The sequence below is a fragment of the Pseudomonas sp. GW823-FHT02C02 genome (genome assembly GCF_058797635.1).
This window is the reverse complement of sequence record NZ_JBXAJV010000003.1, coordinates 226,824-238,983: the sequence shown is the minus strand read 5'-3', so window position 1 is coordinate 238,983 and position 12,160 is coordinate 226,824. Positions and strand designations below refer to the sequence as shown.

At 60.4% G+C, this 12,160-nt stretch carries 13 protein-coding genes; 4 read left to right on the top strand and 9 right to left on the bottom strand.

Annotated features, from left to right (window positions below; genetic code table 11):
* Nucleotides 1–11: 11 nt before the first annotated feature.
* A complete protein-coding gene (locus AC1ROI_RS06500) occupies nt 12–476 on the top strand; it encodes a TIGR02444 family protein (RefSeq protein WP_083375486.1) in 465 nt (154 codons plus the stop codon).
* Here AC1ROI_RS06500 and AC1ROI_RS06495 read toward each other — a convergent pair.
* Nucleotides 473–1,630 (bottom strand): AlgP family protein, encoded by a 1,158-nt coding sequence (locus tag AC1ROI_RS06495; protein ID WP_102595297.1) that lies wholly within the window; start codon nt 1,628–1,630, stop codon nt 473–475. The two genes, AC1ROI_RS06500 and AC1ROI_RS06495, sit on opposite strands and share 4 nt — an antisense overlap.
* 192 nt (nt 1,631–1,822) lie before the next feature.
* On the opposite strand from AC1ROI_RS06495, the gene AC1ROI_RS06490 reads away from it, so the two are divergent.
* Nucleotides 1,823–2,488 (top strand): FKBP-type peptidyl-prolyl cis-trans isomerase, encoded by a 666-nt coding sequence (locus AC1ROI_RS06490; protein ID WP_010465064.1) that lies wholly within the window; start codon nt 1,823–1,825, stop codon nt 2,486–2,488.
* Nucleotides 2,489–2,547: 59 nt separating this feature from the next.
* Here the strand turns inward: AC1ROI_RS06490 and AC1ROI_RS06485 are convergent, their stop codons facing one another.
* From AC1ROI_RS06485 to AC1ROI_RS06455, 7 genes are all read right to left on the bottom strand, one after another.
* Nucleotides 2,548–3,006 (bottom strand): Rsd/AlgQ family anti-sigma factor, encoded by a 459-nt coding sequence (locus tag AC1ROI_RS06485; RefSeq protein WP_007899333.1) that lies wholly within the window; start codon nt 3,004–3,006, stop codon nt 2,548–2,550.
* Between the two features lie 177 nt (nt 3,007–3,183).
* Nucleotides 3,184–3,735, bottom strand: a complete 552-nt coding sequence (locus tag AC1ROI_RS06480) for a disulfide bond formation protein B (RefSeq protein ID WP_077747152.1) — start codon at nt 3,733–3,735, stop codon at nt 3,184–3,186.
* A gap of 359 nt (nt 3,736–4,094) precedes the next feature.
* Nucleotides 4,095–5,333: a heme biosynthesis protein HemY gene (locus AC1ROI_RS06475; protein ID WP_010465069.1), complete on the bottom strand. Its 1,239-nt coding sequence runs from the start codon at nt 5,331–5,333 to the stop codon at nt 4,095–4,097.
* Nucleotides 5,330–6,472, bottom strand: a complete 1,143-nt coding sequence (locus AC1ROI_RS06470) for a uroporphyrinogen-III C-methyltransferase (RefSeq protein ID WP_010465071.1) — start codon at nt 6,470–6,472, stop codon at nt 5,330–5,332. The genes AC1ROI_RS06475 and AC1ROI_RS06470 overlap by 4 nt, the downstream gene beginning before the upstream one ends.
* Before the next feature lie 16 nt (nt 6,473–6,488).
* Nucleotides 6,489–7,256: a uroporphyrinogen-III synthase gene (locus tag AC1ROI_RS06465; RefSeq protein WP_102595296.1), complete on the bottom strand. Its 768-nt coding sequence runs from the start codon at nt 7,254–7,256 to the stop codon at nt 6,489–6,491.
* Entirely contained in the window at nt 7,253–8,194 is a 942-nt protein-coding gene (gene hemC / locus AC1ROI_RS06460; protein ID WP_010465075.1) for a hydroxymethylbilane synthase, read from the bottom strand. The genes AC1ROI_RS06465 and hemC overlap by 4 nt, the downstream gene beginning before the upstream one ends.
* Nucleotides 8,195–8,332: 138 nt before the next feature.
* Nucleotides 8,333–9,079 (bottom strand): LytR/AlgR family response regulator transcription factor, encoded by a 747-nt coding sequence (locus AC1ROI_RS06455; RefSeq protein WP_010465077.1) that lies wholly within the window; start codon nt 9,077–9,079, stop codon nt 8,333–8,335.
* Between the two features lie 461 nt (nt 9,080–9,540).
* Here AC1ROI_RS06455 and argH point away from each other — a divergent pair, with 461 nt between their 5' ends.
* Nucleotides 9,541–10,935: an argininosuccinate lyase gene (argH, locus tag AC1ROI_RS06450; RefSeq protein ID WP_010465079.1), complete on the top strand. Its 1,395-nt coding sequence runs from the start codon at nt 9,541–9,543 to the stop codon at nt 10,933–10,935.
* Nucleotides 10,936–11,056: 121 nt separating this feature from the next.
* On the opposite strand, the gene AC1ROI_RS06445 is transcribed toward argH, so the two are convergent.
* Nucleotides 11,057–11,716: a glutathione S-transferase family protein gene (locus AC1ROI_RS06445; RefSeq protein WP_010465081.1), complete on the bottom strand. Its 660-nt coding sequence runs from the start codon at nt 11,714–11,716 to the stop codon at nt 11,057–11,059.
* 125 nt (nt 11,717–11,841) lie between these two features.
* On the opposite strand from AC1ROI_RS06445, the gene AC1ROI_RS06440 reads away from it, so the two are divergent.
* A complete protein-coding gene (locus AC1ROI_RS06440; RefSeq protein WP_010465083.1) occupies nt 11,842–12,126 on the top strand; it encodes a hypothetical protein in 285 nt (94 codons plus the stop codon).
* The last annotated feature ends 34 nt before the right edge of the window (nt 12,127–12,160 follow it).

Sequence of the window (12,160 nt, the reverse complement as noted above, 5' to 3'; positions counted from 1 at the left end):
CGAGTAGCACTATGTCCTCTGACCTGTGGAGCTTTTCCCTTACCACCTACGCGCGTCCCGGCATTGAAGACGCGTGCCTGACGTTGCAGTCGGCGGGTGTGAACGTGTGCTTGCTGCTATGCGGGTTGTGGCTGGGAGAACGGGGCGTCACCTGTAACGAACAACGCTTGCAGTTGCTTCGCGATATAGCCGGACCTTGGGACGCAGATGTCGTGCAACCGTTGCGCGCCTTGCGAATGCAATGGAAAGCCGCCGCCAGCGAGGATGCCGGACTGGATGATCTGCGCGAACAAGTGAAAGCACTGGAGATGGAAGCCGAACGGCATCTGCTGTTGCGACTGGAACGTGTGGCGCAGAGTTGGCCGCAGTATGAGGTGACCGATTCAACGGCCTGGCTGGAAGGTGTGGCGGCAGGCGCCGCCCACCTGAACCGCGACGCGCTGCATCAGCTGCGCGTCGCGGCAACCGGCACTTAAGAAGCGCTGGCTGGGGTGGTGCTGGTGCTCGACGGTGCGGCTGGCGTTGGCGCAGTCGATGGGGTCGAGGGGGTGGCTGCTGCTGCTGCCGCTGGCGAAGCCGATGCAGCTGGAGTCGCTGGTTTGGTAACTGGCGCAGTAGCTGGCTTGGCAGCAGCGGCAGGCTTTTTCACGGCCGGTTTGGCGGCAGGTTTTGCAGCTGGCTTCGCGGCAGCTGGCTTCGCGGCAGCAGGTTTTGCTGCAGCTGGTTTGGCTGCTGGTTTCGCTGCAGCAGCTGGCTTGGCGGCGGCAGCGGGTTTCGCGGCGGCAGCTTTGGCAGCGGGTTTAGCAGCGGGTTTGGCCGCAGCTTTTGCAGCCGGTTTTGCGGCAACGGTTTTAGCCGCGGCAGGTTTTGCGGCTGGCTTGGCGGTAGCAGTTCTTGCAGCGGCAGGTTTTACAGCAGGCTTCGCAGCAGCCGATTTTGCAGCTGGTTTTGCCGCTGCGGTTTTCGCCACAGCCGGTTTCGCAGCAGCGGTTCTTGCAGCAGGTTTAGCGGTGGCCGTTTTGGCAGCAGCTGGCTTGGCGGCCGTTTTGGCAGTCGTCGATTTAGCCGCTGGTTTTGCAGCGCTGGCAGCAACCGGTTTTTTCGCCGCAGGTTTTGCTGCGGCTTTCACCGGCGCTTTGGCGACAGGTTTGGCAGCAGGCTTGGCCGGTGCTTTGGCAGCCGCCGGTTTGGCAGCGGCTTTCTTGGCAGGTGCCGCAGCAGGCTTGGCCGAACGCAGGGACAACGCCTTGCCGACAGCCTCTTGTACACGACCGATACCCTGGGCCAGTTTCAGGCTTTCTTGAGCATCGCGCTTGAGTTGCAGAATGTAGCTGCGCGTTTCGGATTGACGATCCTTGAGGGCATCGAGCAAGTCCTCAAGTTCTTTCACCGCACCCTTCGCTTTGGTTTGTGCCTTGGCTTTACCGGCAGTTGCGGCGTCCTGCAACTTGGTACGGGATTTGTGCAATTTCTCCTGCGCTTTTCCGCGCTGCTTTTCCAGTTTGGCGAGCAGCTTTTCAGCATCAGCCAAGGCTTGGGAACAAGCGTTTTCCAAATGATCGAGCAGGCTGCCCGAGAGTTGTTGGAGTAAGTGCAACGGGGTATTTACAGGCTTCTTGGTGGCCGACATGGTTTACCTCCTGGCTGACGTGGGTGCGGCTCATACTAGACCTCTGATGACACCGCCGCTAGGGCATGTTGACAGTATCGAAAGCGCTGCGTTGCAACAGATTGAAATTCTTCTGCGCGGGTGCAAAACCAGTTCACCTTTGAGCGCACTCACACTGGCATAATCCACCGCATCTCAGATCGGAGTGTGCCCATGTCGCGCTACTTTTTTTTATCGTTGTGTGTGTGTTTTTCCGTGGCCCAGGCCGCCGAAAAAACCACCCCGAACGAGGCCCACGATCTTGCTTACAGCCTAGGTGCGAGCCTGGGTGAACGCTTGCGCCAAGAGGTGCCGGATCTGCAACTCCAGGCATTGCTCGACGGTCTGCAACAAGCCTATCAAGGCAAGCCACTGGCATTGAAAGACGAGCAGATCGAACAGATTCTGGCCGAGCACGAAGCCCAGGTCGCCGAGCAACCCGCCCTGCCACAAAGTGAAGTCGCGCTGGAAAAAGAGCAGCGCTTTCTCACCGAGGAAAAAGCCAAACCGGGTGTTCGTGAATTGGCGGATGGCATTTTGCTGACCGAGTTGGCACCGGGCACGGGGGCCAAGGCAGGCCCTGATGGCAAGGTCGAAGTTTTATATGTCGGACGCCTTCCCGACGGCACCGTGTTCGATCAGAACAGCAAGCCGCAGTGGTTCAGTCTGGATAGCGTAATCAGTGGCTGGCGCAGCGCATTGCAAAACATGCCGGTCGGTGCGAAATGGCGCCTGGTGATTCCGTCGTCGCAAGCCTATGGCGCGGACGGTGCCGGCGACCTGATCGCTCCGTTTACGCCGCTGGTGTTCGAAGTCGAATTGCGCGGTGCCACAAGCTGAAAACCGAGAACGAAAAACGGCGCGCATAGCGCACCGTTTTTTAGTCTTGCAGGAGAGGTTCAGGCCTGAACCGAGTCCTCTTCCTTGTGAGCAGTGTGCAGCACTTCGATCAGGCAATCTTCCAGTTCGAAGCGTTCGTGCAACAGCCCGCCCAGCTCCTTGAATTTCTCTGCCACGCACTTGCCTGCATCACACAGGTCGTTGAACGCCAGCAGCTTCTCGGTGATGACGTCGATGCGCGGGTAAATCGTCTCGGCCAGCTCCAGCCCGCGAGTATCGCCAAAAGCCTTGGCTTCGCCGGTCAGCTGTTCGTAGATTTCGAAGTGCCCGGCAGACACGTAGTCGACCAGCACGCCGCAGAATTCCTGCAACGGCTTTCGGTTTTCGCCCAAAGCCTCTGGCTTGGCACCGAGAGCATCGTAGGCTCGAACCAGTTCGTGACGCTCCTGCAACCAGCGATCGATCAGCAGATGCACTCCACCCCAACGTTCCTGAGCATTCTGACAACTTTCGAGCATGGTGATCTCTCTTCCCTTGTGGGTCATGCTGCCCTACACCTGTCGCAGTCTTGATAATCAAGAATCGGCCAGGCAGAGCGCCATCGAGCAACATAATTCCAATGACACGTGCGGGCCAGATTATGCCCGCGCGACAATGGCTTCAAGGTACGCAGGAGATAAAGTTCATACAAGTGTTTAATCACCCGCCAGCCCCCGGTGCGACGACACGCCGCTGAGCGGTCGCTTGCAGGCAAGCCAGACAACGCGCAGCAGCAGATAAACACTCAGAATTGTCACCGCCATGAAGAGCAGCAGACTCCACTCCGGGATGCTCAGGTCGAACAGCGTCCAGGAGATTTCTGCGCAATCTTCGTCCCCTTTGAACATCCGCGTCACTTTGCACAGCCAGGGCACGTTCTCGTATAAGGCCTGCGGATTGGTAGAGCAGGTCGATAGCTGATGCGCCGGATCGCTTTGCAACAAGACTTGCCGCCACGCCGCGACCATACCGGCGAGACTGCATGACAAACCGAGCAGCCAATAAAGAAAAGTCCCGAAGCGGCCGGGGCCATGCACCGAAGCTGTCAGGCAGACACCGGTGAACAACGCCAGGCAGACTCGCTGCAAAAGGCATAACCCGCAAGGCTTGAGGCCGATTGCGTATTCCAGGTAATAGGAAACGCCCAAGGCCAAGGCACCTGCAATAAAAGCCATGAAAAACAAGGAGCGTGAGCAGGCCAAAAACATGGCTTATCCGTAACAGTAGAGACAGGCGGTTACGGTAGAGGAAAGCGCGCCAGCCTTTCAAGGCAGGCCGGCACGGACACTTCACCAGAAGTGTAGGGAATTCCCGACAGCGTCGGGAGGACTTGATGAAGTCCCGTGTAGGACAAAGCCGATCAGGGATTACAAAGCTAAACATTCAGCGAAATTCGAGCGGCCGGATCGCGCCCAGGAACGACTCCCGCCCCTGGCGCAGCCTGCATCCGGCTGCTGAGCAGTCGTCATACATTTAAACGCGATTGGCCTGATGAAACCGTGGTGCTCGCTTTACAACAGCTTCGCAGCCGGACGCAGGCTGCGCCAGCTGCTACAGAAGGAATACGTCAGGCGTAAACGGGCGCTGGGAGTGGTGCCGCCAGCAGGCGCTCATCCAGCAGGCCCAGACCTTCCTGAAACAGCTGATTGCTGCGCTCTGTGTCGCCGAGCTGAGCGAGCAACCGCGCCAGTTCCGCACAGGCTTCCGGGTTGCGCTGGACCCGCAAACTGCTTTCCAGATAGTCCCGCGCCTTGCCCCACAGACTGCTTTGCAGGCACAGGCGGCCGAGTGTCAGCAGAAGGCTTGGGTCGGCCGGATGATCCTTGAGCCAACCCTCGGCCGTTTGCAGTTGACGAGCCGGATCGCTACCACGCACCAGACCGTAGAGACGCGCCAGATGACTGTCGTACTTGCGCTTCAGCGCTGTGCGCAGAACCTCCTCCGCTTCGACCTGTGCTCCCAGTTGCCGCAGTTGCTCGGCATAGGCCAGCACCAACTGAGGCTCCTGGCGCTGAGCCGAGGTGAGTTGCTGCCAGGCGCGATTGAGCGATTGCAAACCCACCGTGCCGTCCGCTTCCTGATGCGCCGCCAGGGAAAGGTTTTCACCCCACGCCCGTCGCTCCAGATCGGCCAGCTCGGCGGGAGGCAAGACTTTATCCTTGCGCAGCTCCGGCAGCAGGCGAATCACCGCCGACCAGTCGCCGCGCTGCTGATGCAGACGCTGCAACTGGCGCAAGGTCTGGACGTTATGAGGATGACGCTCGTGCATGGCTTGCAGGGTCACCAGGGCGCCTTCGGTGTCGCCACGGTCGTTCTGCAACTGGGCGTGACTCAAGGCAATCGCCAACTCCGCCTGGGGCTGGCGTTCGAGGGCGCGCTCCAGCAAGTTGTCGCATTCCTCGTAGTGACCTTGTTCATTGGCGGCGCGTGCGGCGCCAAGGTAGTAGAGCAGCGGCTGGCGCTCGGCTTCGGCGGCGCGATGCAAATGACGCTGCGCACTGGCCCAGCGACCTTCCGCCAGGTCCAGCTGACCGTGTTCGATCGCCACTTGCACCCGACGGCTGCGATTGCGCCGCGACCACGGATTGACCACGCCGCTGGACGTCATCACCAGCTCAACCAACGCCTTGATGCCCCAGAACACCAGCCAGAGCACCGCGACCAACGCCAGGGTGGCCCACAGACTCGCTTCATAACGGAAGGTCTTGTAGGCAATCAGCACGTAACCGGAATGCTCGGCGATCGCCAGGCCCAGTGCAGCGGCTGCGGCGATGACCAGAAACACGATCACATAGAGGCGTTTCATGGCGTGGCCTCCTGCGCAGTGTTCGCGGCCGGTTTTGCCATCGGTTTGATCGAATCTTCGGCGTTGACGTTACGCCGCTCCAGATACCCCTGAACCGCACTCAATGTCCCGGTCAGGTCCGGCGTGACCACAGTGACCGGCTGCTTGCTCAACTCGCCCACCTGCTCAAGCATGACTTTGCTTTGAGGGTTGTCCGGGTTGAAGTTGCCCGTCAATACGTCACGCGCCTCAGCCAGCGCCTGGGTGTAGACCGCTGCCTGGCCATTGAGCGCGGCCCATTGCGCCTGCTCCAGCGCCAGGCTCAGCGCCAGACGCACCTGACTCAGGCTCTGCCCTGCCAGCAATGGGCGAACATTTTTGTCAGCATTGAAGTCGATGCGGATGTAGCGCGAAATCTGATCCCACCACTGCGCCCAACGACTGGCTCCGTCGCCATCGGCCGTCAGGCCCAACAGCGATTCGCCACGATCCTTGTACTCGGGGGCCAGCTCGGTGAGGTTGATGACCTGATCGCGCAGTGCGCCCAATCGCAGGAACAACCCGGTGCGATCCGGCTGTTCTGTGCTGCGCAGCGCCACCAGGGTTTTGGCCACTTGCTCGCGAGCTGCGAAGGCACCGGGATCGTTCTGTTCACGCAGAATTTCATCGGCACCCTGCACCAGGGCCTGGGCGCTGCTGATGTCCTGCAGCGCAGAAAGGCGCAGGCTGGCCAGACGCAACAAGTGCTCGGCTTCGGCCAGACGCCAATCCTTGCGACTCGCACCGAGGACCGTCTCCAGACGCTGATTCAAGCGTTGCTGATCGCCTTGCAACTGCGCCACCAAACGGCTGCGAGCGTCCAGTTCTTCGGCTGCAGGCATTTGTTCAAGGCGCGCGCTCAAGCGCTGTTCATTGAGTTTCAGGCTCTGCGCCTGATCGCTCAACGCCTGGACCTGGCTCAACTGCTGCTGAGTGTTGGCTTGCAGGTGACGCACCTGCCAGACACCCCAACCGCCCACGGCAACACCGGCGGCGCCCAACAGCAGCGCGACGATTGCCAGCCCATTGCCCCGGCGCTGCACTGTGGCAGGTGGTGGAGTTTCAACCGGCGCTTCAAGCACCGGCAGCACGTCATCTTTAGGCAAGGCTGTTTCGCTCACGTATCCATCCTTTGCATTAGAGAACGGGTTCGGGATGCTCCCGTAACGCCGTCAGCAAAGCCGTGGCACTGGCGCCACGACAATCCACAACTGTTTGGGCCCCGGCGGCACGTGCCAGCTCGGCGACCCTGGGGCTTGGAACAAACAACGGCAACTGCGCCATTTCAGTCCAGGCATTGCCTGCCAATTGGCGCAGGTGCTCAAAACCCTGTCCACTGCTGACCACCAGCCCGTTCAAGCGTTCCGCTTCGATCCGGTCAGGCAGCACCGTCGACGGGTAGTGAGGCAGTCCACGACGGTATAACTCCAGATACTCGACACTAGCACCAAGCTCGCGCAAACGCTCAGCCAGCAACTCGCGCCCGCCCTCCCCGCGCAAGATCAGCACCCGCGGATAGGGTCGGGCAATCGCCTCGCGCAACGAGGGCAACTCAAGCAAGGCTTCGCTGTCATCGCCCTCGGCGGGGAAACTCACGTCCAGCCCGTTATCCGTCAGGATCTGCGCCGTCGCCGCGCCCACGCTGAACCAGCGTGGGGACGGTGGCTGTGGCCAATACTGATTGAGCAGGTCAACGCCCATTCTCGCGGCCGGTTTACTGACCACGATCACCGCACAGTAACGATCCAGTCCCTGAATCACCTCGCGCATTGTGTCAGAGACAGCAATCGGCTCAATCTCCAGAAGCGGCAAACTGCTGCTGAAAATCCCCGCTTGCGACAAAACGCTGGCCAGCGCCGCCGACTCATCTGCGGGGCGCGTCAGCAGCAGGCGCCAGCCCGTCACTCGTGACCTGCCTCGCCATAGACCGCTTTCAGAATGTCGGCGGCGCCCTGGCTCAGCAAGTCTTCAGCGACTTGCACACCCAAGGCTTCTGCATCGGCCCTTGGCGCACGAGCCTCGGCGTTGAGCAGCAGGCCGCCGCTCGGATCGCCCACCAGACCGCGCAACCAGATCTGCTCGCCTTCAAGCACGGCGTAGCAGGCGATTGGCACTTGGCAGCCACCATTCAGATGTTTGTTGAGGGAACGTTCCGCGGTCACGCGGGTGGCGGTGTCCTGGTGATGCAACGGCGCCAGCAGGGCGTGAATTACGCTGTCGGCGCTACGGCATTCGATGCCGACCGCGCCTTGGCCACCGGCCGGCAAGCTGTCGTCGACACTGATTGCCGAGGTGATGCGATCTTCGAAGCCGAGACGAATCAGGCCGGCAGCCGCGAGGATGATGGCGTCGTATTCGCCGGCATCAAGCTTGGCCAGGCGCGTGTTGACGTTGCCCCGCAGGAAGCGGATTTCAAGGTCCGGGCGGCGAGTCAGCAGCTGAGCCTGACGGCGCAGGCTGGAGGTGCCGACGATGCTGCCTTGCGGCAACTCATCCAGGCTGGCGTAGGTATTGGAAACGAACGCATCGCGCGGGTCTTCACGCTCGCAGATGCAGAAAAGACCAAGGCCTTCGGGGAAATCCATCGGCACGTCTTTCATCGAGTGCACGGCGATGTCGGCTTCGTTTTCCAACAACGCGGTTTCGAGTTCCTTGACGAACAGGCCCTTGCCACCGATTTTCGACAGGGGCGAGTCGAGCAGCTTGTCGCCACGACTGACCATGGGCACCAGCGTCACAAGCAAGCCCGGATGAGCCTGTTCCAGACGTGTCTTGACGTATTCGGCTTGCCACAGGGCAAGAGCACTTTTGCGGGTGGCGATGCGGATTTCGCGAGAGGACATGGATCAATCCGTACTGAATAGATACGGCGGATAATAACAGCTCAGCCAAATCCACTTTGACTTGTATCAGAAACTACGTGGCCTCCCTGGCCCCGGACGTCCAACAAACGGGTGTGAAGTTCGCTTCTGATCAGCGAATCAAAGCTGTTGCATCATTTTTCGTACGCCGGCCACATGGCGACGGCTGACGATCAGGGCATCGCCATTGAGGCCTTTGAGGAACAGCTGAAAATGCCCCAGCGGCGTGCGCTGCAAGCGTTCGATGCGTTCGCGGGCGACCAGAGCGTTGCGGTGAATGCGCACGAAACGGTCGCCGAATTCATCTTCCAGGGCCTTGAGCGGTTCATCCAGCAGCACTTCGCCGCCTTCATGGCGCAAGGTCACGTATTTGTGATCGGCAATGAAGTAGACCACCTGACCCAACGGGATCAGCTCAATGCCTTTACGTGTTCGGGCACTGATGTGGCTGCGGGGGCCGCTGCCGCTTTCGGCGGCTGGACGGGTCAGGGCGGCGAGCTGGACGCGATTGGGCCGCTCGGCTTTTTTCAATGCATCATGTAAATGTTCGGTTCGCACAGGCTTCACCAGATAGCCCACGGCGCTGGCCTGCAGGGCTTCCACGGCAAATTCATCGGGCCCGGTGCAAAACACCACGGCGGGCGGGGTTTCGCGTTCGCACAACCGGGCAGCCACTTGCAGGCCATCAAGGCCTGGCATGCCGATATCGAGCAACACGATATCCGGCTTGTGACTGTCGATCAGCGCTAACGCCTCTTCGCCGTTCGTGGCGCTGGGCTCCAGGACAGTGTATCCCTCGAGTTCGCCAACCATTCGGCTCAGGCGCTCGCGGGCTAGGGGTTCGTCATCAACGATCAGGACATTCATATTGCGCTGGATTCCTGCGTGAGTCTCGCACAAGGATAGCGTAGACAGGTGAAGTGACGTCCGTCACCGCGATCCACGCTAAGACTAGCGCGAGGGCCAAAAAGTGCCGCGAGACCGGCGGCTAAATTTTCATCTGCCAATTGATTGGAGGCTCTGGCCCGCATAAGCGAGGTATCGCCGTAGGGTTTGCCGATACACAATATGAACACCCCCTCTTCTTATAGTCAGCCGCAGCGCCGAGAAGTGCGCTGTTCCTATTGTCCAACTGTAGACGGTTGCAGGGACGATATTGCTCAATCGGAAAATATCGTTGCGCAATTTCCCACAAGGCATGTCCCGAGTATGGACCCCGCCTTGTGAAAAAAACCTGTCGACCAGCGTCAGCGACAGGATTGGCAACCCTGTTATTATCCGCGGCAGCTTCCACCGTCATTTTTTCTTCAGCCGACACGAGCGAATTCATGAGCACTGACAAGACCAATCAGTCCTGGGGCGGCCGCTTCAGTGAACCCGTCGACGCCTTCGTCGCCCGCTTCACCGCCTCCGTCACTTTCGACCAGCGCCTGTATCGCCACGACATCATGGGCTCGATCGCCCACGCCACCATGCTGGCCAAGGTCGGCGTGCTGACAGACGCCGAGCGCGACAGCATCACCGATGGCCTGAAGACCATCCAGGGTGAAATCGAGGCCGGTCAGTTCGACTGGCGCATCGACCTCGAAGACGTGCACATGAACATCGAGGCGCGCCTGACCGACCGCATCGGCGTCACGGGTAAAAAACTGCACACCGGGCGCAGCCGCAACGACCAGGTCGCCACCGACATCCGCCTGTGGCTGCGTGACGAGATCGACCTGATCCTCAGCGAAATCACCCGCCTGCAAAAAGGCTTGCTGGAGCAGGCCGAGCGCGAAGCCGGCAGCATCATGCCGGGCTTCACCCACCTGCAAACCGCGCAGCCGGTGACTTTCGGGCACCACATGCTGGCCTGGTTCGAAATGCTCAGCCGCGACTATGAGCGCCTGGTCGACTGCCGCAAGCGCACCAACCGCATGCCGCTGGGCAGCGCCGCGCTGGCCGGCACCACTTACCCGATCGACCGCGAGTTCACAGCTCAGTTGCTGGGCTTCGATGCCGTGGGCGGCAACTCGCTGGACAACGTGTCTGATCGCGACTTCGCCATCGAGTTCTGCTCGGCCGCGAGCATCGCGATGATGCACTTGTCGCGGTTCTCCGAAGAGCTGGTGCTGTGGACCAGCGCCCAGTTCCAATTCATCGATCTGCCGGACCGTTTCTGCACCGGCAGCTCGATCATGCCGCAAAAGAAAAACCCGGACGTGCCAGAGCTGGTGCGTGGCAAGACCGGCCGTGTCTTCGGCGCGCTTATGGGCCTGCTGACCTTGATGAAGGGCCAGCCACTGGCCTACAACAAAGACAATCAGGAAGACAAGGAACCGCTGTTCGACGCGGCCGATACGCTGCGCGATTCGCTGCGAGCCTTTGCCGACATGATCCCGGCGATCAAGCCCAAGCACGCGATGATGCGCGAAGCGGCGCTGCGTGGTTTCTCCACCGCGACTGACCTGGCTGACTACCTGGTACGCCGCGGCCTGCCGTTCCGTGATTGCCACGAAATCGTTGGCCATGCCGTGAAGTACGGCGTGGAAAGCGGCAAGGACCTGGCGGAAATGAGCCTGGAGGAGCTGCGCAAGTTCAGCGACCAGATCGATCAGGACGTATTCGCCGTGCTGACCCTGGAAGGCTCGGTGAACGCCCGCGACCATATCGGCGGGACTGCGCCGGCGCAGGTGAAGAAGGCCGTGGCGCGCGGTCAGGCATTGCTCGCCAGCCGCTAAAAGCTTCGCGGGCAAGCCTCGCTCCTACGGGATCTGTGTCGCCCCGCAATTGCGCGAACGACACCGATCCCGCAGGAGCGAGGCTTGCCCGCGAAGACTGACTCAAGAACGCTACAAAACCCTACTTCTTGGAAGCGACCATCGCCATAAATGCCGGCATCGCCGCTTCCTTGTCCGCCGCAATCCGCTGCACGTTCGGGTTCTGCTCCAGTCGCTCCAACAGCGCCCTGGCCGCCGGCATCTCGGCCAGCAGATCGATATCGAACAGCTTATGCGCCACCGCACAGGCCAGTGGAACGCTGTACAGGAAGTACAAATCCGCAATGCTCAGACTGTCCCCTGCCACATAAGGGGCGAACTTGCCGTGCCTGCCCAACGCGGCAAAGCCTGCCAGCAGCTCGGTCTTGGTCTTGTCCCTGATCGCGTCCGGCACCTGCATGCCGAAAAATGCCTGGGGATAACAGGCGCGAGCCGGCAACTCGATGTACAACTCGATTTCCTTGGCCACTGCCAGCACTTGCGCCCGCTCGAACGGGTCGCTCGGCAGGAGCGGTATACCGTTCTGACTTTGCTCGATGAACTCGAGGATTACCGCGGTTTCATTGATGAAACCCTGCTCGGTGCGCAAAACCGGCACCTTGCCGCGCGGACTGATGGCCAGCGAGTCCGGGCTGGTGCCGGCATAAAACGGTACTTCTTCAAACGGCACGCCCTTCTCCAGCAGCGCCAGCTTGACCATGTTGTAGTAGTTACTGACGGAAAATCCATAAAGCTTGAGCATCACAAAGCCTCCAGGCCGTGCGGGGTTGGCAGTGCCTGTTTATAGAACGCCGAAGCGATTCCTGCCAGCAGCATCACAGCGCTGAATGCAGGTAAACTGGCCGCCTTAAACTTGAGGAGCCTGCCATGAGCGAGCCAACTGATATCGATAGCGACGAAGAAGAATTCACCGAAACCACCCTGATCGAAGCCATCGAAAACCAGATCGAAAGCGACAACCCGCCTGCGGCCAAGGCCACGTTCAACAAGCTGACCCTGGTCGGTTACGAGCGCGAGGAAATCCTCAACCTGATGGCCCATGTGCTGGCAGTAGAAATCGACGCAATCCTCGAAGAAGACCGCGCGTTCAACACCGAATGGTATGAAACCGCCCTGCGGGCATTGCCAGAGTTGCCGCCGGAAAAGAAGTAACCCCGATTCCGTAGGAGCGAGGCTCGCCCGCGAA

Excerpts from the sequence above, each read along its gene's own strand:
- AC1ROI_RS06440 (WP_010465083.1), top strand. The coding sequence starts at position 11,842 with ATGAGCGAGCCAACTGATATCGATAGCGACGAAGAAGAATTCACCGAA.
- AC1ROI_RS06475 (WP_010465069.1), bottom strand. The coding sequence starts at position 5,333 with ATGAAACGCCTCTATGTGATCGTGTTTCTGGTCATCGCCGCAGCCGCT.
- AC1ROI_RS06455 (WP_010465077.1), bottom strand. The coding sequence starts at position 9,079 with ATGAATGTCCTGATCGTTGATGACGAACCCCTAGCCCGCGAGCGCCTG.
- AC1ROI_RS06480 (WP_077747152.1), bottom strand. The coding sequence starts at position 3,735 with ATGTTTTTGGCCTGCTCACGCTCCTTGTTTTTCATGGCTTTTATTGCA.
- hemC (WP_010465075.1), bottom strand. The coding sequence starts at position 8,194 with ATGTCCTCTCGCGAAATCCGCATCGCCACCCGCAAAAGTGCTCTTGCC.
- AC1ROI_RS06445 (WP_010465081.1), bottom strand. The coding sequence starts at position 11,716 with ATGCTCAAGCTTTATGGATTTTCCGTCAGTAACTACTACAACATGGTC.
- AC1ROI_RS06485 (WP_007899333.1), bottom strand. The coding sequence starts at position 3,006 with ATGCTCGAAAGTTGTCAGAATGCTCAGGAACGTTGGGGTGGAGTGCAT.
- AC1ROI_RS06495 (WP_102595297.1), bottom strand. The coding sequence starts at position 1,630 with ATGTCGGCCACCAAGAAGCCTGTAAATACCCCGTTGCACTTACTCCAA.
- AC1ROI_RS06500 (WP_083375486.1), top strand. The coding sequence starts at position 12 with ATGTCCTCTGACCTGTGGAGCTTTTCCCTTACCACCTACGCGCGTCCC.
- argH (WP_010465079.1), top strand. The coding sequence starts at position 9,541 with ATGAGCACTGACAAGACCAATCAGTCCTGGGGCGGCCGCTTCAGTGAA.
- AC1ROI_RS06490 (WP_010465064.1), top strand. The coding sequence starts at position 1,823 with ATGTCGCGCTACTTTTTTTTATCGTTGTGTGTGTGTTTTTCCGTGGCC.